This window comes from Streptomyces griseochromogenes (assembly GCF_001542625.1).
In the GTDB taxonomy this organism is placed as follows: domain Bacteria; phylum Actinomycetota; class Actinomycetes; order Streptomycetales; family Streptomycetaceae; genus Streptomyces; species Streptomyces griseochromogenes.
In genome coordinates this window covers 591,208-610,841 of sequence record NZ_CP016279.1, presented here as the reverse complement: position 1 = coordinate 610,841, position 19,634 = coordinate 591,208, and the positions used below count along the sequence as shown (strand labels likewise).

The window sequence follows — 19,634 nt, the reverse complement described above, 5'->3', positions numbered from 1 at the left end:
CTTTCGTTCGGGCGGGCGGGGCCGGGGGTGTGGCAGGTGTCAACAGGGTGCGCACGGGGACGTCAGTGCGCCGGTTTGAGCGGGAGCAGCACGCTGATGCGGAATCCTCCGCCCGGGCGCGGGCCCGCGTCCAGGGTGCCGCCGACCATGCCGACCCGCTCGCGCATGCCGATCAGGCCGTGCCCCTGGCCGTCGGCACCGCCCTCCTCGTACAGCTCGTGCGGGGCGCCCTTGCCGTCGTCCTCGACGAGCAGGCCGAGCCCGTCGTCGAAGTAGACCAGCCGCACGCTCGCGCCCGCGTTGGGCCCGCCGTGCTTGCGGGTGTTGGTGAGTGCCTCCTGCACGATGCGGTACGCGGTCAGTTCCACTCCGCTGGGCAGCGGGCGCGGGGTGCCCTCGACCTTGAAGTCGACGGGCAGGCCGGACCTGCGGCACTGCTCGATCAGGTCGTCGATCTGCTCGACGTCCGGCTGAGGAACGTACTCCCCGCTCTCCTGGTGCTCCCCGGTGCGCAGGACGCCGAGCAGGCGGCGCATCTCGGCGAGGGCCTGGCGGCCGGTGGAGGAGATCGTCTCCAGGGCCTTCTTCGCCTGGTCGGGGGCGGCGTCGAGGACGTAGGCGGCGCCGTCGGCCTGGACGACCATCACCGACACGTTGTGCGCGACGACGTCGTGCAGCTCGCGCGCGATCCGGGCGCGCTCGGCGGCGACCGCCACCTTGGCCTGCGCCTCGCGCTCCTTCTCCAGCCGGGCGGCGCGCTCCTCCAGCTGTGCGAAGTAGGCGCGACGGGTGCGCATGGAGTCGCCGAGCACCCAGGCGAGGGCGAAGGGCACCGTCTGGAAGACGGCGATCGCCACATGCCCCAGGAAGCTCGTCCCCACTTCCGGCCAGCGCAGCTGCGCCAGGGTCGCGGCGCCGAGGCTCACCGCGAGCGCCAGCCGCGAGGCCCAGCGCGCGCCGACCATGGCGACCGTGTAGGTGATCACCAGCATGGCGAAGTCGGCGACGGTCGTCTCGATGTCCAGGACGAGCTGGAGCAGGCCGGTCACGAGGGCCAGCAGCAGCATCGGCACCGGGTAGCGGCGGCGCAGCGCGACGACGACGCACAGGACGGCGGAGACCGCCAGCCCCCCGCCGAGCCCCATGTGGTGGCCGGGCGCCTCGTCGACACTCATCACGCTCACGCCGGAGAGCCCGAACAGGACGACGGCCCAGAAGGTGTCGACCCACGTCGGGTGCCTGCGGAGGAAGTCATAGAGGCGCTGCACGTAACCCAGAGTAGGGAAGTGAGATGTGTGCAGGGGTCAACCGGAGGGCCGATCCCTACCCCGGACGCATACTCCGCAAGGTGGAGGCAGTGATCACCTGTGCGCCTAGTCTGTTCCGGTGACGGATGGTGCGAGGTCAAAGGGCGGCGGCGAGCGACGCGGCTGGCGTGCGGCGACCCAGGAGGCCCTCTACGGGCCGGACGGCTTCTACCGGCGGCCCGAGGGCCCTGCCGGTCACTTCCGAACGTCCGTGCACGCGTCCCCGCTGTTCGCACACGCGATCGCCCGGCTGCTGTGCCGGGTCGACGAGGCGCTCGGGCGGCCGCGGACGCTGGACTTCGTGGACCTGGGCGCCGGGCACGGTGAACTGGTCGGCGGCGTGCTCGCCGCCCTGCCGGCCGACGTGGCCGCCCGCGCGCGCGGGTACGCCGTCGAGCTCGCCGGCCGTCCGGACGGCCTGGACGAGCGGATCACCTGGCTGAGCGAGCCCCCGCGGGAGATCACCGGGCTGCTGTTCGCCAACGAGTGGCTGGACAACGTGCCGGTCGACGTCGCCGAGGTGGACCCGGCGGGTGTGCCCCGGCTGGTGCTCGTCGCGGCGGACGGCACCGAGGCTCTCGGGGAGCCCGTGTCGGGCGCGGAGGCGGACTGGCTGGCGCGGTGGTGGCCGCTGCCGGCCGAGGAGGGGCTGCGCGCGGAGATCGGGCTGCCCAGGGACCTGGCGTGGGCGGCGGCCGTGGACCGGGTGGCGCGGGGGCTCGCGGTGGCCGTGGACTACGCCCACACCGCGGACGCGCGCCCCCCGTTCGGCACGCTCACCGGCTTCCGGGAGGGGCGCGAGACGGCGCCCGCGCCGGACGGGTCCTGCGACATCACGGCACACGTCGCGCTGGACGCGTGCGCGGCCGCGTGCACGTCGGCGGACACGGCGCGCACGCCCTCGGGCACAGCCCGCACCGCGCCCGACCACGCTCGGACACCTCCTGGCACAGCGTGCGCACTCCCCGCGGCGCGCCTGCTCACGCAACGCGCCGCCTTGCACACCTTGGAGCTCACCGGCGCACGCCCCCCGCTCGCGCTCGCCTCCAAGGACCCCTCGGCCTACGTACGCGCTCTCGCGAGTACCGGGGAGGCCGCCGAACTCACCGCTTCCGGTGGCCTCGGCGACTTCGGCTGGCTGCTCCAGCCGGTGGGCATTGCGGACCCGCTCCCCTAGGACGCCCGGGCCTGTCCTACTTGTCGATGTCCCCGACCACGAAGAACATCGACCCCAGGATCGCCACCATGTCCGCCACCAGCGTGCCCGGCAGCAGCTCGGTCAGCGCCTGGATGTTGTTGTACGACGCCGAGCGCAGCTTCAGCCGGTACGGGGTCTTCTCGCCCTTGCTGACCAGGTAGTAGCCGTTGATGCCGAGCGGGTTCTCGGTCCACGCGTACGTGTGGCCCTCGGGCGCCTTGAGCACCTTGGGCAGCCGCTGGTTGATGGGTCCGGGCGGCAGCTCGGCGAGCCGGTCCAGGCAGGCGTCGGCGAGGTCCAGCGCGTTGTGGGTCTGCTCCAGCAGGCACTCGAACCGGGCGAGGCAGTCGCCCTCGCCGCGGGTGACGACGTTCAGCGTGTCCTGGAGCTCTCCGTAGGCCAGATACGGCTCGTCGCGGCGCAGGTCGAAGTCGACGCCCGAGGCGCGCGCGATGGGCCCGCTCACGCCGTAGGCGTGGACGGTCTCGGGCGTGAGCGCCCCCACGCCCCGCGTGCGCCCGCGGAAGATCTCGTTGCCGAGCACCAGGTCGTCGAAGACGTCCATACGGGAGCGCACCGCCGCGACGGCGGCACGCGCGCGTGCGCTCCACCCGGCAGGCAGGTCCTCCTTGAGGCCGCCGACGCGGTTGAACATGTAGTGCATGCGCCCGCCGGAGACCTCCTCCATGACGTTCTGGAGCACCTCGCGCTCCCGGAACGCGTAGAACACCGGCGTGATCCCGCCCAGCTCCAGCGGGTACGACCCGAGGAACATCAGGTGGTTCAGGACCCGGTTCAGCTCGGCGAGCAGGGTGCGCGTCCACACCGCGCGCTCGGGGACCTCCATGCCGAGCATCCGCTCGACGGCGAGGACCACGCCCAGCTCGTTGGAGAACGCCGACAGCCAGTCGTGACGGTTGGCGAGCATGATGATCTGCCGGTAGTCGCGCGCCTCGAAGAGCTTCTCCGCGCCCCGGTGCATGTAGCCGATCACCGGCTCCGCGTGCAGGATGCGCTCCCCGTCCAGCACCAGCTTGAGCCGCAGCACGCCGTGCGTGGACGGATGCTGGGGGCCGATGTTGAGCACCATGTCGGTGCTCTCGGCGGCACCGCCGATGCCGACCGTGGTCTCCGTCGCATTCATGGACCCAGTTTCCCCTACGTACGCTGGGCCCATGGAGACGGGGAGCCCGGAAGAGACCGGGGTGGCGGGGGACGAGCCGGTGTGGCGGGGACTGCCGTCCGGCCTGCTGCGCATGCGGCGGCTGCTGCTGATGACGTGGACGGGCGTGCTCTCCCTCGCGGCGGGGCTGCTGCCCGGCCTGCTCGCGGGACCTGCCTGGGCCGCCTTCGCACTGCTCCCCCTGGCCCTGGGCGGGTGGGGCTGGCGGCTGCTGGGCCGTAACTGGCGCTCCTGGCGGTACGCCGAGCGCGCCGACGACCTGCTGATCAGCAGGGGTGTCCTGTGGCGTGAGGAGACCGTGGTGCCGTACGGGCGGATGCAGCTGGTGGAGGTCACCTCGGGGCCCGTCGAGCGGTACTTCGGGCTGGCCAGTGTGCAGCTGCACACCGCGGCCGCCGCGACCGACGCGGCCATCCCTGGGCTGGACCCGGCCGAGGCGGAGCGGCTGCGCGACCGGCTCACGGAGCTGGGCGAGGCCCGATCGGCGGGACTGTGACGACTCCGGGGCCCGACGACGCGCCGGCGCGCCCGCCCCTCTCCGAGCGGCGGCTGCACCCCGTCACGCCCTTCCGGCGGGCGTGGGCGCCGGTCACCGTATGCGCCGGATGGGCCGTGCACGACCCGAACGGGGCGCAGGAGCAGCTGCAGCGGCTGACCTCGACCATGCTCCTCGTCGGGCTCGCCGTGCTGGTCCCGGCGGCCGGCCTCTACGGCTTCCTGTCCTGGTGGTTCACACACTTCGCGGTCACCGACACCGAACTGCGCATACGTACCGGGCTGCTGTTCCGGCGCACCGCGCACATCCGGCTGGAACGCATCCAGGCGGTCGACGTCACGCGGCCGCTCCTCGCGCGCGTGGCGGGCGTCGCCAAGCTGCGGATCGACGTCGTCGGAGCGGACAAGAAGGACGAACTCGCCTTCCTGGGCGAGCGGGAGGCCCGCGTCCTGCGCGCGGAACTCCTCGCGCGCGCGGCGGGCTTCGCGCCCGAGACGGCCCGCGAAGTCGGCGAGGCGCCGGCCCACGAACTGCTGCGCGTGCCCCCGCGCGAGCTGGCGCTCTCCCTGGTGCTGTCGGTCGCCACCTGGGGCTCGCTGACCGCCGCCCTGGTCGTACCGCCCGTGCTGTGGCTCGCCACCCACAGCCTGTGGACGGTCCTGGCCACCGGGCTGCCGCTGCTCGGCGCGGCGGGCGCGAGGAGCGGGGGGCGGTTCGTCGCCGAGTACGACTGGACCGTCGGCGAGTCCCCGGACGGGCTGCGTATCGACCACGGGCTGCTCGACCGCGCGCACGAGACGGTGCCGCCCGGGCGGGTGCAGACCGTGCGGATCGTGGAGCCCGTGCTGTGGCGGCGGCGCGGCTGGGTGCGGGTGGAACTGGACGTGGCGGGATCCGACAACTCGGTGCTGGTGCCCGTCGCCCCGCGCGCGGTCGCCGAGTCGGTCATAGCGCGCGTGCTGCCCGGCGTGACCGTTCCGGCGGCGGCGTCGCGGCCGCCGCGGCGGGCCGGGTGGTGTGTGCCGGTGTGGTGGCGCGGGCACGGCCTCGCGGTCACCGACACGGTGTTCGCCGCCCGGCACGGCCTGCTGCGCCGCCGCCTGGCCCTGGTCCCGCACGCCAAGGTCCAGAGCGTACGGCTCACCCAGGGGCCCTGGGAGCGTCTGTGGCGGCTCGCCGACGTCCATGTGGACACCGGAGCCGACAAGACCGTCACGGCCCGTCTGCGGGACGCCGAGGCGGCCGCGCGGCTGCTGCGCGCCCAGGCGGAGCGGTCCCGCACCGGCCGCGGGGACGCCCGTCCGGACCGCTGGATGGCCTGAGCCCGGCCCACCCCTCACGGGTGAACCGGGCTCCGAGGCGCTGTGCTTGCCGAAATCTCAGGACATCTCAGGACTTCTCAGGAAGCCGCGCTGCGCAGCCCCTGAAGGTCGATCTGTTCCGTCTCGTCGTGCGCCGTCAGGTCGATGACCTGCCCGGCGCCGCGCGACCGCGCGTCGGCGGGCTTGAACTCGGCCTCGGCCTCGGCCTTGTGCACCGCGAGGGCCTCCTGGCCGACGACGTCCGCGAGGTCCTCGTTCTGCACCGAGTCCAGCGCGGCGGACGACGTCTGCTTCTGGGTGCCGAAGAAATCGAAGCCACCCTCGATCACCGGGCGGGCGGGCGCGGCCGGTACGACGGCCACCGCGGTGGGCACCGCGAAGTGCCCGGCGCCCTGCTGTCCCGCGGGCGGTGCGGTCTCGGCCGGGGCGTCCGCCGCGCGCGCGTGCGGGTCGGCCGCCTCGGACTGCCCCTGCGCCTCGCCCTCCTGGGCCGCGCCTTCGCTCCGGGGAGCGTCGGCCGTCTCCTTCACGCTTTCCGCGTCCACGGCGCCCGCTCCTTTGGCAGCGGGCCCGGGCCGATCCGGTCCGGGCTCGACGGCCTCGGACCCGGCGACGGGCTTCACCGGCTCGGCCCCGGCGGAAGGATTCACCGGCTCGGCTTCGGCGGAAGGATTCACCGGCTCGGTCTCGGCGGAAGTGTCCACCGGCTCCCCGGCGGAGGGCTTCGCGATCTCCGACTCGGCGGAAGGCTTCGCCATCTCCGACTCGGGGGACGGCGTCACAGGCTCGGACCCGGCGGACGGCTTCGCGGACTCCGGGCCGGCGGAGGCGTCGGAGCCGAACCGGGCCAGTGCCGCCGCGGCCCGCAGGTACAGCCGCGAGCCCTCGGGCGAGAACACCGCGCCGGGCTCCGGCTTGTCCTCGGCCGTCTTCTCCGGCGCTTCCGGCGCCTTCGGCTCGGCGCTCCGCGCGGGCGGCAGCGCGAGGGAACCGGACGGCTCGGCCGCCTCGATCTCCAGCAGCCGGCGCCCCTCCAGGGCGGTCGCGCGCTCGGTCTCGGCGGTGGCGTAGCGGCGCAGCAGGGCCGCGTGCTCGTTGCGCAGCCCTGCCAGCTCCGCGCGCTTGGCGCGCAGTCGCTGCTCGAGCTTGGTGCGCACCTCGCGCGACTCCTCCAGGTCGGTCTCCAGTTCGGCGACCCGCTCCTCGTAGCGCCACTCGTCGCTGGTGCGCGCGCGGGCGAGGTCGGCGACCCGCTTGCCCGCAGAGGTGTCCCAGCGGCGCATCACGACCGCGCCGGCGACGGCGGTCGCCGCGGCGGCCGCGGCCAGCGTGCGCAGCACGGTGGCCGCGGAGAACACCCAGGGACCCAGCGCGCAGACGACGGAGACGCCGGCGATCGCCGACGGCGGCAACAGCCGGTGCAGAGGCGGGGAATGGCGGTGGCGTCCACGTGGCATGGCCAGAAACTTACCGCGCGTAGGCGAATCGTGGGCCCCCGCCCCGTAAAAACACGGCCACACCAAACGCTTCACGGGGCATCAGGCACACGTCGGCTCAGCGGTCGGTCAGCCGTCCGCTGATCCACTGCAGGGTCGCCGGGATCTCCCGCCGCCAGGTGTTGAAGTTGTGCCCGCCGCTGTCCAGGATGATCGACGAGATCCGGGTCAGGTTCTTGGCCTGCACCTGGTCTATGAACTTGAGCGTGTCCTTGTAGTTGTGCTCGCCGATCTTGCTGCTGGTGACCAGCAGCGAGGTGTCCGGCGCGGGCTCGTGCTTGAGGAGCCACCACAGGTCGGCACGATTCTTCAGATTCCTGTCGCCGCGGAAGAGGTCACCGGTCGTGGGGTCGATCGGCGCCTTGTAGTACGGCGAGAGACCGGCGCCGGCCGCGTAGACGTCCGGGTGGTGCATGGCGAGCTTCAGCGCGCAGTAGCCGCCGGTGGAGTCGCCGATGACGCCCCAGCTGCCGGGCCGCTTGCCCACCCTGTAGTGCGCGAGGACGGCCTCCGGCAGATCCTTGGCGAAGAACGTCTCCGCCTGCGGCCCGCCCGGGACGTCCACGCACTCCGTGTCGCGCGGCGGCGCCACGGTCGGCCGCAGCATGATCAGGATCATCGGCTGCATCCGCCCGTTCTTGGCCAGTTGCTGCGCCGTGCGCGGGTAGTCCAGTTTGTCCACCAGCGCCTGCGCCGTACCGGGATAGCCGGTCAGCACCACGGCCGCCGGGAACGTACGCGTGCGGTACTGCGGCTGGAAGTACTCCGGCGGCAGGTAGACGTAGGCCGGTGTGGTGAGGTGGGTCTTGCGGCCCGCTATGGCGACCTTCTGGATCTGCCCGCCCGTCTGCGGCCGCGAGCTCCTGACACCCTTCACGGAGGCCGTGGACATCACCTGGAGCGGACCGCCGGGGCGGCCGTTCGCGGTGTGGTCGACCACGACACCCTGGTCGGTCTCCTGACCGAAGAGGTCCGCCCAGCTGGCGTAGAAACCGAAAGCCTGGTTGGCGGCGATCCCCAGGGAGGAGAAGAGGGCGAGCTGCGTGGCGAGCAGCAGGCCGACGCGGCCTGTGACGGCCCGCCAGCTCTGCCGGGCGAGCCGTGGCCACAGCCACACCGTTCCTGCGAACAGCACCACGGCGATCACGATCGCCAGTACCAGCACCTTGTTGCTCGTGAGACCCATGGGCTGCTTCCTGCCTGCGCTTTCCGCCCGTTGCCGCCCATGCTTCGTTGCAAGGGCTTGCCCGGGGCTTTCCTTGGCCTTTGACCCGACTTTCCGGAGGGGAGTGAACCTCTCTCCCCGTGACACCGTCCTAGAGGGCGCAATGTCGCCGGATGCCCCGATCGGCACCGGGTTCAAGGTCTCTCGCAGAACTACGGGATGCGATGTCTGTCAGGATAGATGGGGAAATGTCGGGCGAGGTTCCGAGCCGATCAAGCCGGGCGCGGCGCATATTGCGCGGCCCACGCCCCGAGGCCGTTCCCGCTCTGGTCGCCAGGGCGTGCGCCGTCGTGGGCGCTCTGGACATTGCCGCGGGTGTGTTCCCGCGCTTCCGTCACAGCCGAATGCACGCCATAGCCGAGGTACTGCCCGGCTCCTTCGGGCCGTTCGCGGCGGCGCTCTCGCTCAGCGCGGGTGTGCTGTTGCTGCTGCTCGCCCACGGTCTCAGGCGGCGCAAGCGCCGGGCCTGGCGGGCCGCGGTCGCGCTGCTGCCGGCCGGCGCCTTCGCCGAGTTCGTCTACCGGCACTCGGTCATCGGTGTGCTCATCTCGGTGGCGCTCCTCGTACCGCTGCTGCGCCACCGCAACGAGTTCACCGCCCTGCCCGATCCGCGCAGCCGCTGGCGCGCGCTCGCCAACTTCGTGCTCATGGCGGCCGGTTCCCTGATCCTCGGAATGGTCATCGTCAGCGTCCACGGGCACGGCATGGTCGGCGACCCGAGCCTGGCCGACCGGCTGACGCACGTCGTCTACGGCCTGTTCGGCTTCGAGGGCCCCCTGGACTACGACGGCAACACCTCCTGGACGGTCGCCTTCTCGCTCGGCGCCCTCGGCTGGCTGACCGCGGTCACCACCATCTACTTCGCCTTCCGGCCCGAGCACCCGGCCGCGCGTCTCACCGAGGAGGACGAGTCCCGGCTGCGCGAACTGCTCACCAAGCACGGCGGCCGCGACTCCCTCGGCCACTTCGCGCTGCGCCGCGACAAGGCGGTCGTCTTCTCGCCCAGCGGCAAGGCGGCGGTCACCTACCGCGTCATCTCCGGTGTGATGCTCGCCAGCGGCGACCCGATCGGCGACGTCGAGGCCTGGCCCGGCGCCATCGAGCGCTTCATGGACGAGGCCAAGGCGCACTCCTGGACCCCCGCGGTCGTCGGCTGCTCGGAGACCGGCGGCGAGGTGTGGACCCGCGAGACGGGCCTCGACGCCCTGGAACTGGGCGACGAGGCGGTGGTCGACGTCGCGGATTTCTCGCTGGCCGGACGCGCGATGCGCAACGTGCGACAGATGGTCAAGCGCATCGAGCGAGCCGGCTACGAAACCCGGGTACGGCGTATCCGTGACCTCGGCGAGGCCGAGCTGGAGCGCATCCGCCAGGCCGCGGAGGACTGGCGCGGCACCGACACCGAGCGCGGCTTCTCCATGGCGCTCGGCCGTATCGGCGACCCCACCGACGGCGACTGCCTGATCGCCACCGCTCACAAGCAGGACGACGAGCCCGGCGAGTTCGGCGACCTGAAGGCGGTCCTGCACTTCGTGCCCTGGGGCAAGGACGGCGCCTCCCTGGACCTGATGCGCCGTGACCGCAGTGCCGACCCCGGCATGAACGAACTGCTGATCGTCGCCGCCCTGCAGGCCGCCCCGAAGTTCGGCATCGCGCGGGTCTCGCTGAACTTCGCGATGTTCCGCTCGGCCCTCGCGCGCGGCGAGAAGATCGGCGCGGGGCCGGTGCTGCGCGCCTGGCGCGGGCTGCTGGTGTTCCTCTCCCGCTGGTTCCAGATCGAGTCGCTGTACAAGTTCAACGCGAAGTTCCAGCCGCGCTGGGAGCCCCGGTTCATCGTCTACCGGGCCACGGCCGACCTGCCCCGCATCGGCTTCGCCACGATGCAGGCGGAGGGCTTCGTCACCCTCGCCCTGCCGCTCCCGCGCTTCCTGCGCCGGCGCCGGGCGTCCGCCGCGCGCCCCTGCGCGCACACCATGGCGGAACACGATGTAAGAGCCGCCTGAGCACGGCCCGGTCCGCACCGAGCCCGGCCCGGCCCCCGACTGGCCCGGGCGGAAGCCCCACCCCCTCCAGCACGGGGCCTTCCGCCCGGGCCGCGGCGCGTTCACGGCCCCGTCCTGGGCCTACGCTGAACGTATGAACATCCTCAGCGGGCGCGGCCGGGTCGCGGGCCTTCCGGAATGGGACCGGTGCGCGGTCATGGGCGTCGTGAACGTGACCCCCGACTCCTTCTCCGACGGCGGCCGCTGGTTCGACACCACCGCCGCCGTCAAGCACGGCCTGGAACTCGTCGCCGAGGGCGCGGACCTGGTCGACGTCGGCGGCGAGTCCACCCGCCCGGGCGCCACCCGTGTCGACGAGGCCGAGGAACTCAGGCGCGTCATCCCCGTCGTCCGCGGCCTCGCCTCCGAGGGCGTCGTCGTCTCCGTCGACACCATGCGCGCCTCCGTCGCCGAGCAGTCGCTCGCCGCCGGCGCCGCCCTCGTCAACGACGTCAGCGGCGGCCTCGCCGACCCCGCGATGATCCCGGTGGTCGCCGCCACCGGCGCGCCCTTCGTGGTCATGCACTGGCGCGGCTTCCTCCAGGGCGGCAACGTCAAGGGCAGGTACGGGGATGTCGTCGCCGAAGTCATGGACGAACTCCACGCGCGCGTGGAGGCCGTACTGGAGGGCGGCATCGCCCCCGACCGCATCGTCGTCGACCCCGGCCTCGGCTTCTCCAAGGAGGCAGACCACGACCTCACCCTCCTCGCCCACCTCGACCGGTTGCACGCCCTCGGACACCCGCTGCTCGTGGCCGCCTCCCGCAAGAGGTTCCTCGGGCGTGTCCTCGCCGGCCCGCAGGGTGCTCCCCCGCCGGCCCGCGAGCGGGACGCCGCCACGGCCGCCGTCTCCGCGCTCGTGGCGCAGGCCGGCGCCTGGGCGGTGCGCGTGCACGAGGTGCACGCCACAGCGGACGCCGTACGGGTCGCACGGGCCGTGGAAGGAGCGCGGTGAGCGCCCCCCACACCGACGTCGAGCAGGTGGAGGCCGCCAACACCGCCTTCTACGAGGCGATGGAACGCGGTGACTTCGAGGAACTGTCCGCGCTCTGGCTCACACCCTCCGACCTGGGCGTCGACGAGGAGTACCACGACCCGGCGGACACCGGCGTGATCTCCTGCGTGCACCCCGGCTGGCCGGTGCTCACCGGCCGCGGCGAGGTCCTGAGGTCGTACGCGCTGATCATGGCGAGCACCGACTACATCCAGTTCTTCCTCACCGACGTGCACGTCTCCGTCACCGGCGACACGGCCCTGGTGACCTGCACCGAGAACATCCTCAGCGGCGGCCCGGCCCCGGAGGGCGGCGCGGAGCTCGGCCCCCTGGTCGGGCAGCTGGTGGTCGCCACCAACGTCTTCCGGCGCACGCCCGAGGGCTGGAAGATCTGGTCGCACCACGCCTCGCCGGTCCTGGCCGAGACCGACGAGGAAGAAGACAACGACCAAAACGGTACGAACGGCTCGAATACGGACGGCGGTCCGCTCACGTAGAACGGGTGCGCACCCCGCGGCGACGAAGAAGTGGTTGGAATCACGAACCTCGGGGTAGGTGCGGCTTCCAGCCCATGATGCGACCGGGTTCCCCGGGGGAAACACGCGGTGAACCCTCTGGGTTCCGGGCCCGGCTCGCGGCCCCGTGCCCCGGCCGTGTCAGTGCCCGCAGGTAGATTCGTCTGTGGCCGGTGTGCCGCCCGCACGCGACACCCACCGGTCGTTCCCGACGATTGCAGGAGTGATTCGCGTGGATCGTGTCGCGCTGCGCGGCCTGAAGGCCCGCGGGCACCACGGCGTGTTCCCCAAGGAGCGCGAGGAGGGCCAGACCTTCATCGTGGACCTCGTCCTTGGCCTGGACACCCGGCCGGCCGCCGCCGACGACGACCTGGCGAAGACCGTGCACTACGGCGTCGTGGCCGAAGAGGTCGTGGCCGTGGTCGAAGGCGAGCCGGTGAACCTCATCGAGTCGCTCGCCGAGCGGATCGCGCAGGCCTGCCTGAAGCACGATGGAGTCCAGGAGGTCGAGGTCTGCGTCCACAAGCCGGACGCGCCGATCACGGTCCCCTTCGACGACGTGACCGTCACCATCACCCGGAGCCGAGTATGACCCGACCTTTCGCCCAGGGTCACAGCGACCCGACCGTCCAGCCGGTGCCCGCCTCCGTCGTCGAGCAGGTGGACGCCGCCGACACGACACTGAGCAATCCCAAACGGGCCGTGATCTCCATCGGCTCCAACCTCGGCAACCGCCTGGAGACGCTCCAGGGAGCCGTCGACGCCCTGGAGGACACCCCCGGCGTCCGCGTGAAGGCGGTCTCGCCGGTGTACGAGACCGAGCCGTGGGGCGTCGAGCCCGGCAGCCAGCCCTCCTACTTCAACGCGGTCGTCGTCCTGAAGACCACGCTGCCCCCGTCCTCCCTGCTGGAGCGGGCACACGCCGTCGAGGAAGCCTTCAACCGGGTCCGCGACGAGCGCTGGGCACCGCGCACCCTGGACGTCGACATCGTCGCGTACGCGGACGTCACCTCCGACGACCCGCAGCTGACCCTCCCCCACCCGCGCGCCCACGAACGTGCCTTCGTGCTCGCGCCCTGGCACGACGTCGACCCCCAGGCGCAGCTGCCCGGCATCGGCGCGGTCGCCGAGCTGCTGTCGGCCGTCACCCGCGACGGTGTCGCACCCCGCGAGGACCTGGAACTCCGACTGCCCGAGTAGTCGTTAAGGTCAAGACGGGCGTCGAGACGAGCGTCGAGACGAGCACAGTCCGGGATCGGTCCGGGGGAGCTGAAGGGACACCGTGAAACAGCTGCGCATCAGGGTGCTGGCCGGCGTGTTCGTCGTTGCCGGAGTCCTCTCCTGGGCGGGCGCCCGCCTCTGGAACTCGGTCGGGACCCTCCCGAGCGTCCCCCTGGCCGCCCCCATCGTCCTGGCGCTGATCGCGGTGGTCCTGCTCTCCACGGCGCTCTCGCTGCGCTCCCGCTTCAAGGCCCAGCGCGAGCGCCGCCCGGGAGCGAAGGGGGTCGACCCCCTGATGGCCGCCCGAGCGGTCGTCTTCGGCCAGGCCAGCGCCCTGGTCGCCGCCCTGGTCGCCGGTATGTACGGCGGCACGGGCGTCTTCCTGCTGGAGCTCCTCGACATCCCCGTCCGCCGCGACCAGGCCATCTACGCCGGCTTCTCGGTCCTGGCCGGCATCGCCGTGATAGCGGCGGCCCTGTTCCTGGAGCGGGTGTGCAAACTCCCCGAGGACGAGGACCAGAACCACCCCGGCGCGGAGCCGGTGGCCTGACCACCGGCTCCGGCAAGGGGCATCAGCGCGCCATGATCAGGCTCATCGCCTCGTTGCGCGTCGCCGCGTCCCGCAGCTGACCGCGTACCGCCGACGTGATGGTCTTCGCACCCGGCTTGCGGATGCCCCGCATCGACATGCACATGTGCTCGCACTCCACGACCACGATCACACCCCGCGGCTCCAGGATCTCCATCAGCGAGTCCGCTATCTGCGTGGTGAGCCGCTCCTGCACCTGCGGGCGCCGGGCGTAGACGTCCACGAGCCGGGCCAGCTTGGACAGGCCGGTGATCTTCCCGGTCACGGAGGGGATGTAGCCCACGTGGGCGACGCCCCTGAACGGCACCAGGTGATGCTCGCAGGTGGAGTACACCTCGATGTCCTTCACCAGCACCATCTCGTCGTGCCCCAGGTCGAACGTCGTCGTCAGGACGTCCTCGGGCTTCTGCCACAGGCCCGCGAAGATCTCCTGGTAGGCCCGCGCCACCCGAGCCGGGGTCTCCCTGAGGCCCTCACGGTCCGGGTCCTCGCCGACCGCGATCAGCAGTTCCCGTACGGCGTTCTCGGCGCGTTTCTCGTCGAACTCGCCGATGGTGCCCTCTCCGTCCAGGGTGACGGGGTCGGTCATCTGGTTCCTCGTTCCTGTGCCTGTGACGCGTGCGGCCCACGCGCTCCGTGCGGACATGGCGAAACGCCGCACCCCCCAGGCTAAAACCTGGGGGGCGCGGCATTCATTCCGGGCCGGTTGGCCGAAAGCGGTCAGCCGTCGGTGCGGTCCTCCGGGTGCTCCGTCGCCGGGGCCGCCTCGGTCGCCGTGGACTTCACCGTGCTGATCGCCGCCGTCGCGCCGTTCGCACCGTTGGTCAGTGCCAGCTCCTTCGGGGAGAGCACCGGCGGGCGGGTGGAGGGCGTACGGCGGGAGGAGCCGGTCCAGGCGGGCCGCGGCGGGCGCTTGACGATCGGGGCGAAGATCTCGGCGATCTCCTCCTTGCCCAGGGTCTCCTTCTCCAACAGGTGAAGGACGAGCTGGTCGAGCACGTCGCGGTTCTCGACCAGGATCTCCCAGGCCTCGTTGTGCGCGTTCTCGATGAGCTTCTTGACCTCTTCGTCGACCAGCGCGGCGACCTCTTCCGAGTAGTCACGCTGGTGAGCCATCTCACGGCCGAGGAAGGGCTCGCTGTTGTCGCCGCCGAACTTGATGGCGCCGAGCCGCTCGGTCATGCCGTACTGCGTGACCATCGCGCGGGCCAGGTTGGTGGCCTTCTCGATGTCGTTCGCGGCGCCGGTGGTCGGGTCGTGGAAGACCAGTTCCTCGGCGGCGCGGCCGCCCAGCATGTAGCCGAGCTGGTCGAGCATCTCGTTGCGGGTGGTCGAGTACTTGTCCTCGTCCGGGAGCACCATCGTGTAGCCGAGGGCGCGGCCGCGGGAGAGGATCGTGATCTTGTGGACCGGGTCGGAGTTCGGCGAGGCCGCCGCGACCAGGGCGTGACCGCCCTCGTGGTACGCGGTGATCTTCTTCTCCTTGTCCGACATGATCCGGGTCCGCTTCTGCGGGCCCGCGACCACGCGGTCGATCGCCTCGTCCAGCGCCTTGTTGTCGATCAGCTTCTGGTCGCTGCGGGCGGTGAGCAGCGCGGCCTCGTTCAGCACGTTGGCGAGGTCGGCACCGGTCATGCCCGGGGTGCGGCGGGCGACGGCGGCCAGATCGACGTCGGGCGCGACCGGCTTGCCCTTCTGGTGGACCTTGAGGATCTCCATGCGGCCCTGCAGGTCCGGCGGGTCGACCGCGATCTGACGGTCGAAGCGGCCGGGGCGCAGCAGCGCCGGGTCGAGGATGTCGGGCCGGTTGGTGGCGGCGATCAGGATCACGCCGCCCTTGACGTCGAAGCCGTCCATCTCGACGAGCAGCTGGTTCAGCGTCTGCTCGCGCTCGTCGTGACCGCCGCCGAGGCCGGCGCCGCGGTGGCGGCCGACCGCGTCGATCTCGTCCACGAAGACGATCGCCGGGGCGTTCGCCTTGGCCTGCTCGAACAGGTCACGGACACGGGAGGCACCGACACCGACGAACATCTCGACGAAGTCGGAACCGGAGATCGAGTAGAACGGGACGCCCGCTTCACCGGCGACCGCTCGGGCGAGCAGGGTCTTGCCCGTACCGGGACGGCCGTAGAGGAGCACGCCCTTGGGAATCTTGGCGCCGACGGCCTGGAACTTGGCCGGCTCCTGGAGGAACTCCTTGATCTCGTGGAGTTCCTCGACGGCCTCGTCGCAGCCGGCGACGTCGGAGAAGGTCGTCTTCGGGGTGTCCTTGGTGATGAGCTTGGCCTTGGACTTGCCGAAGTTCATGACCCGGGAACCGCCGCCCTGCATCTGATTCATCAGGAACAGGAAGACGACCACGATCAGGACGAAGGGCAGCAGGGAGAGCAGGACGCCGACGAACGGGTTCTGCTTGGACGGCGAGACCGTGTAGCCGTCCGGAATCTGCTTGTGCTGGTACTTGTCCTGCAGCGTGGCGGCAATGGTCACGCCCTGGTCGCCGATGTAGCTCGCCTGGATCTTCGAGCTGCCCTCGACCTTCTGGCCGTCCTTGAGGGTGACCTTGATGGTCTGCTCGTCACCGGTGGTGAGCTTGGCCGACTCGACCCTGTTCGCGTTGATCGCCGCCACGACCTGGCCGGTGTCCACCGTCTTGTAGCCGCCGGACGAGCCGACGACCTGCATCAACACGACCACGGCAAGGACGGCCAGCACGATCCACATGACCGGCCCACGGAAGTATCGCTTCACGTCCATCCATACGGAGCGGTGCCGCCCCGTCCCTCCTGCCATAGTGAGTTTGATAAGACAGTTCTTCTGACGGTACCCCAGCATTGTTGTCCGAAGCCGCACGGAGTGGCATGGACGGCAGGCGATCCCGTCTCTGCTTCCTCCAACGGCGCGAAACCCGCTGGGGTTCCCGATCGTCTTACAAGAGCTGACCCGGTTGGCTCAGCCGCCGTAGACGTGAGGCGCGAGCGTACCGACGAACGGCAGGTTGCGGTACTTCTCGGCGTAGTCGAGGCCGTAGCCGACGACGAACTCGTTCGGGATGTCGAAGCCGACCCACTCCACGTCGATGGCGACCTTGGCGGCGTCCGGCTTGCGCAGCAGCGTGCACACCTTCAGGGTGGCGGGCTCGCGGGAGCCGAGGTTGTTGATCAGCCACGACAGGGTCAGGCCCGAGTCGATGATGTCCTCGACGATCAGGACGTGCTTGCCCTTGATGTCGGTGTCGAGGTCCTTGAGGATGCGCACGACACCGGAGGACTGGGTGCCGGCCCCGTAGGAGGACACGGCCATCCAGTCCATGGTGACGGGGGTGGACAACGCCCGGGCGAGGTCCGCCATGACCATCACGGCGCCCTTGAGGACGCCGACGATGAGCAGGTCCTTGCCCGCGTACTCCGCGTCGATCTTCGCGGCCAGCTCGGCCAGCTTCGCGTCGATCTCTTCCTTGCTGATGAGTACCTGCTGGAGGTCGGCACCCATGTCTTTCGCGTCCACCCGCATCACTTTCGGTCGTCCCGCACTTACGGCCGCACTTACGGCGACCGGCTGCCCGGCCGCCGTCGGAGGGTCGCTCCGGGGGTCGGGAATTCAGCCCTGCCGAATCACCAGTCTGCCACCCTGTCGCTGCGCGACGACTTTGCCGGGGAGATTGATGGCTCCCTGGCCGCGCCAGCCGGTGATCAGCCGGTCGACTTCCTCGATGTGGCGGGCGAAGAGGGATCCCGCGGGGGCACCGGCCTCGATGGCCGCGCGGCGCAGGATGCGGCGGCGTACGGCGGGCGGGAGGGCGTAGAGCTTGGCGCACTCCAGAAGGCCCGTGGCGTCGCGTACGGAGTTCTCGGCCTGGCTGGCCCACGCGTCGAGGGCGTCGGCGTCGTCACGGGAGAGCTGGGCCGTGCGGGCGAGGGCCTCCACGACGCCTTTGCCGAGGGCCTTTTCGAGGGCGGGCAGACCCTCGTGCCGCAGCCGGGAGCGGGTGTAGGCGGGGTCGGCGTTGTGCGGGTCGTCCCAGACGGACAGGGACTGGGCCATGCATGCCTTGCGGGCGGTCTGCCGGTCGAGGTGCAGGAAGGGGCGCCGGTAACGGCCGCCGGCCCCCGAGACCGCGGCCATGCCGGACAGGGAGCGGATGCCGGAGCCGCGGGCGAGGCCGAGCAGGACGGTTTCCGCCTGGTCGTCGCGGGTGTGGCCGAGCAGGACCGCGGTGGCGCCATGGCGTTCGGCCGCGGCGTCGAGCGCGGCGTAGCGGGCGTCTCGGGCGGCGGCCTCGGGGCCGCCGTCGCGGCCGACGGTCACGGCGATGGACTCGACGGGGCTCAGCCCGATCTCCCGCAGCCTGAGGACGACCTCGTCGGCCCGGAGGTCGGAGCCGGGCTGGAGGCCGTGGTCCACGGTGATGCCGCCGGCGCGGATGCCCAGCTTGGGGGCTTCGAAGGCGAGGGCGGAGGCGAGCGCCATGGAGTCGGCGCCGCCGGAGCACGCGACGAACACGAGGGGGGACGGCGCCAGCGCGCACCGAAGGCGTTCGCGGGCTTCGCCGGGGGCCGCGGCCGCTCTCGCTGCCGCTGTCGTCGCCGCCTCGGGGTCGCGGCGGTGGTCGGTGAGGATGTCGTGGAGGACGCGGCGGACCGCCAGGCGTATCGCCGCGACCGCAGGATGGGGACCCATGTCCGGTTCCCTTCATGAAGTTTTCGGGGGGTGAGGCCCGAGGTCGGTCACTCAGAGTGTGTAGATGGTGACAGAACCGGGCCGTTCCCCGAGCATCGCACGCCTACCCATGGCACACGGTCCCTCGGACGGGTGATTGAAGGGGCGTTCGCCTGCCGTCGGCCGGATTCGCACACGACTTCCCCGTGGGGTTCACGACTCGGGCTTGCGATGCACCCGTGCGACCCAGTCCGCCGGTTTGGCGATCTCCGCCTTGGTGGGCAGGGTGTTGGGGGATGTCCACACACGGTTGAAGCCGTCCATGCCGACCTCCTCGACGACGGCTCGTACGAACCGTTCGCCGTCCCGGTACTGCCTGAGTTTGGCGTCCAGGCCGAGCAGTTTGCGCAGGGCCAGGTCGAGCCGGGAGGCGCCCTTGGCCCGGCGCTGCTGGAACTTCTCGCGGATCTCGGCGACGCTCGGCACGACGCTCGGGCCGACTCCGTCCATGACGAAGTCGGCGTGGCCCTCCAGCAGGGACATGACGGCGGTGAGGCGGCCGAGGATCTCGCGCTGGACCGGGGTCTGCACGAGTTCCACGAAGGAGCGGCCGCCGTCGTCCTCCTCGCCCTCGGGACGGCCGCCGGCGAGGGACTGGGCGGCTTCGCGGACACGTTCCAGCACGGTCATGGGGTCGACGTCGGTCTCCGCCAAGAACGACTGGATTTCACCCTCCAGGTGATCGCGCAGCCAGGGCACGGCGGTGAACTGTGTGCGGTGGGTCTCCTCGTGCAGGCACACCCAGAGCCTGAAGTCGTGGGGCGCGACGTCGAGTTCGCGCTCCACGTGGACGATGTTGGGCGCGACGAGCAGGAGGCGGCCGCCGCCGTCCGGCGAGCCGGGGAGGCCGCCGGCCGGGAGGTCGCGGGTGGCGGGGGCGAAGGTCTCGTACTGGCCGAGGACGCGGGAGGAGAGGAAGGACAGCAGCATGCCGAGTTCGACGCCGGTGACCTTGCCGCCGACGGCGCCGAGGACGGCGCCCGAGGGGCTGCTGCCGCGTCGTTCCTGCATCTTGTCCAGAAGGGGTTTGAGGATCTCCCTGAAGCCGGCGACGTTCGCCCGGACCCAGCCCGGGCGGTCGACGACGAGGACGGGGGTGTCGTGGGTCCCCTCGGTGCCCATACGAGTGAAGCCCCGGACGTGACGTTCCGAGGCTTTCGCGTGCCGGCGCAGCTCCGAGACGACGGCCCTGGCCTCGTCGCGGCTGACGTCCGGGCCCGGTCGTACGAGCCGTGTCGCGGTCGCCACCGCGAGGTTCCAGTCGACCATCCCGGAAGATGCGGTGCCACCGAAGCTCGTCATGCGTCAACCGTACGTGAGCGCTGCC

Annotated in this window: 18 protein-coding genes; 9 read left to right on the top strand and 9 right to left on the bottom strand. The window is 71.5% G+C overall.

Annotated elements, in window-relative coordinates:
* Positions 1-62: 62 nt before the first annotated feature.
* Complete coding sequence (locus AVL59_RS02850; protein WP_067299627.1) at positions 63-1,268, bottom strand: sensor histidine kinase; 1,206 nt, start codon at positions 1,266-1,268, stop codon at positions 63-65.
* Between the two features lie 118 nt (positions 1,269-1,386).
* Between AVL59_RS02850 and AVL59_RS02845 the strand changes: the two genes are divergently transcribed.
* Positions 1,387-2,484: an SAM-dependent methyltransferase gene (locus tag AVL59_RS02845; protein ID WP_067299626.1), complete on the top strand. Its 1,098-nt coding sequence runs from the start codon at positions 1,387-1,389 to the stop codon at positions 2,482-2,484.
* Positions 2,485-2,500: 16 nt separating this feature from the next.
* Here AVL59_RS02845 and AVL59_RS02840 read toward each other — a convergent pair whose 3' ends face one another.
* Positions 2,501-3,649 carry an NADH-quinone oxidoreductase subunit D gene (locus tag AVL59_RS02840; RefSeq protein WP_067299625.1) on the bottom strand — a complete coding sequence of 383 codons (1,149 nt, stop codon included), beginning with the start codon at positions 3,647-3,649 and terminating at the stop codon, positions 2,501-2,503.
* A gap of 31 nt (positions 3,650-3,680) precedes the next feature.
* Here AVL59_RS02840 and AVL59_RS02835 point away from each other — a divergent pair, with 31 nt between their 5' ends.
* Positions 3,681-4,184, top strand: coding sequence for a PH domain-containing protein (locus AVL59_RS02835; RefSeq protein WP_067299624.1), 504 nt, complete (start codon positions 3,681-3,683; stop codon positions 4,182-4,184).
* Complete coding sequence (locus tag AVL59_RS02830; RefSeq protein ID WP_067299623.1) at positions 4,181-5,506, top strand: PH domain-containing protein; 1,326 nt, start codon at positions 4,181-4,183, stop codon at positions 5,504-5,506. The genes AVL59_RS02835 and AVL59_RS02830 overlap by 4 nt, the downstream gene beginning before the upstream one ends.
* 77 nt (positions 5,507-5,583) lie before the next feature.
* Here the strand turns inward: AVL59_RS02830 and AVL59_RS02825 are convergent, their stop codons facing one another.
* Both AVL59_RS02825 and AVL59_RS02820 read right to left on the bottom strand, forming a co-directional pair.
* Positions 5,584-6,963, bottom strand: a complete 1,380-nt coding sequence (locus AVL59_RS02825; RefSeq protein WP_208870301.1) for a hypothetical protein — start codon at positions 6,961-6,963, stop codon at positions 5,584-5,586.
* Positions 6,964-7,060: 97 nt separating this feature from the next.
* Positions 7,061-8,188, bottom strand: a complete 1,128-nt coding sequence (locus AVL59_RS02820; RefSeq protein ID WP_067299622.1) for an alpha/beta hydrolase — start codon at positions 8,186-8,188, stop codon at positions 7,061-7,063.
* 227 nt (positions 8,189-8,415) lie between these two features.
* Here AVL59_RS02820 and AVL59_RS02815 point away from each other — a divergent pair, with 227 nt between their 5' ends.
* From AVL59_RS02815 to AVL59_RS02790, 6 genes are all read left to right on the top strand, one after another.
* Positions 8,416-10,230 carry a phosphatidylglycerol lysyltransferase domain-containing protein gene (locus AVL59_RS02815; protein ID WP_067299621.1) on the top strand — a complete coding sequence of 605 codons (1,815 nt, stop codon included), beginning with the start codon at positions 8,416-8,418 and terminating at the stop codon, positions 10,228-10,230.
* Positions 10,231-10,363: 133 nt separating this feature from the next.
* The gene (folP, locus tag AVL59_RS02810) at positions 10,364-11,224 is read left to right on the top strand and encodes a dihydropteroate synthase (protein WP_067299620.1); all 861 of its coding nucleotides are present in this window, start codon (positions 10,364-10,366) and stop codon (positions 11,222-11,224) included.
* Entirely contained in the window at positions 11,221-11,760 is a 540-nt protein-coding gene (locus tag AVL59_RS02805) for a nuclear transport factor 2 family protein (RefSeq protein ID WP_067299619.1), read from the top strand. Before folP ends, AVL59_RS02805 begins: the two co-directional genes overlap by 4 nt.
* A gap of 250 nt (positions 11,761-12,010) precedes the next feature.
* Entirely contained in the window at positions 12,011-12,370 is a 360-nt protein-coding gene (gene folB, locus AVL59_RS02800) for a dihydroneopterin aldolase (protein ID WP_067299618.1), read from the top strand.
* Positions 12,367-12,978 carry a 2-amino-4-hydroxy-6-hydroxymethyldihydropteridine diphosphokinase gene (folK, locus tag AVL59_RS02795; RefSeq protein WP_067299617.1) on the top strand — a complete coding sequence of 204 codons (612 nt, stop codon included), beginning with the start codon at positions 12,367-12,369 and terminating at the stop codon, positions 12,976-12,978. Before folB ends, folK begins: the two co-directional genes overlap by 4 nt.
* Positions 12,979-13,060: 82 nt before the next feature.
* The gene (locus tag AVL59_RS02790; protein ID WP_067299616.1) at positions 13,061-13,549 is read left to right on the top strand and encodes a DUF3180 domain-containing protein; all 489 of its coding nucleotides are present in this window, start codon (positions 13,061-13,063) and stop codon (positions 13,547-13,549) included.
* A gap of 22 nt (positions 13,550-13,571) precedes the next feature.
* On the opposite strand, the gene folE is transcribed toward AVL59_RS02790, so the two are convergent.
* The 5 genes from folE to AVL59_RS02765 form a co-directional block, all read right to left on the bottom strand.
* A complete protein-coding gene (gene folE / locus AVL59_RS02785; RefSeq protein ID WP_067299615.1) occupies positions 13,572-14,177 on the bottom strand; it encodes a GTP cyclohydrolase I FolE in 606 nt (201 codons plus the stop codon).
* Positions 14,178-14,308: 131 nt separating this feature from the next.
* Positions 14,309-16,345 carry an ATP-dependent zinc metalloprotease FtsH gene (gene ftsH, locus AVL59_RS02780; RefSeq protein ID WP_067299614.1) on the bottom strand — a complete coding sequence of 679 codons (2,037 nt, stop codon included), beginning with the start codon at positions 16,343-16,345 and terminating at the stop codon, positions 14,309-14,311.
* Positions 16,346-16,540: 195 nt separating this feature from the next.
* Positions 16,541-17,101: a hypoxanthine phosphoribosyltransferase gene (gene hpt / locus AVL59_RS02775; protein ID WP_067299613.1), complete on the bottom strand. Its 561-nt coding sequence runs from the start codon at positions 17,099-17,101 to the stop codon at positions 16,541-16,543.
* Between the two features lie 87 nt (positions 17,102-17,188).
* Positions 17,189-18,268 (bottom strand): tRNA lysidine(34) synthetase TilS, encoded by a 1,080-nt coding sequence (gene tilS / locus AVL59_RS02770; protein WP_067299612.1) that lies wholly within the window; start codon positions 18,266-18,268, stop codon positions 17,189-17,191.
* A gap of 192 nt (positions 18,269-18,460) precedes the next feature.
* Complete coding sequence (locus tag AVL59_RS02765) at positions 18,461-19,609, bottom strand: zinc-dependent metalloprotease (RefSeq protein WP_067299611.1); 1,149 nt, start codon at positions 19,607-19,609, stop codon at positions 18,461-18,463.
* Positions 19,610-19,634 lie beyond the last annotated feature (25 nt).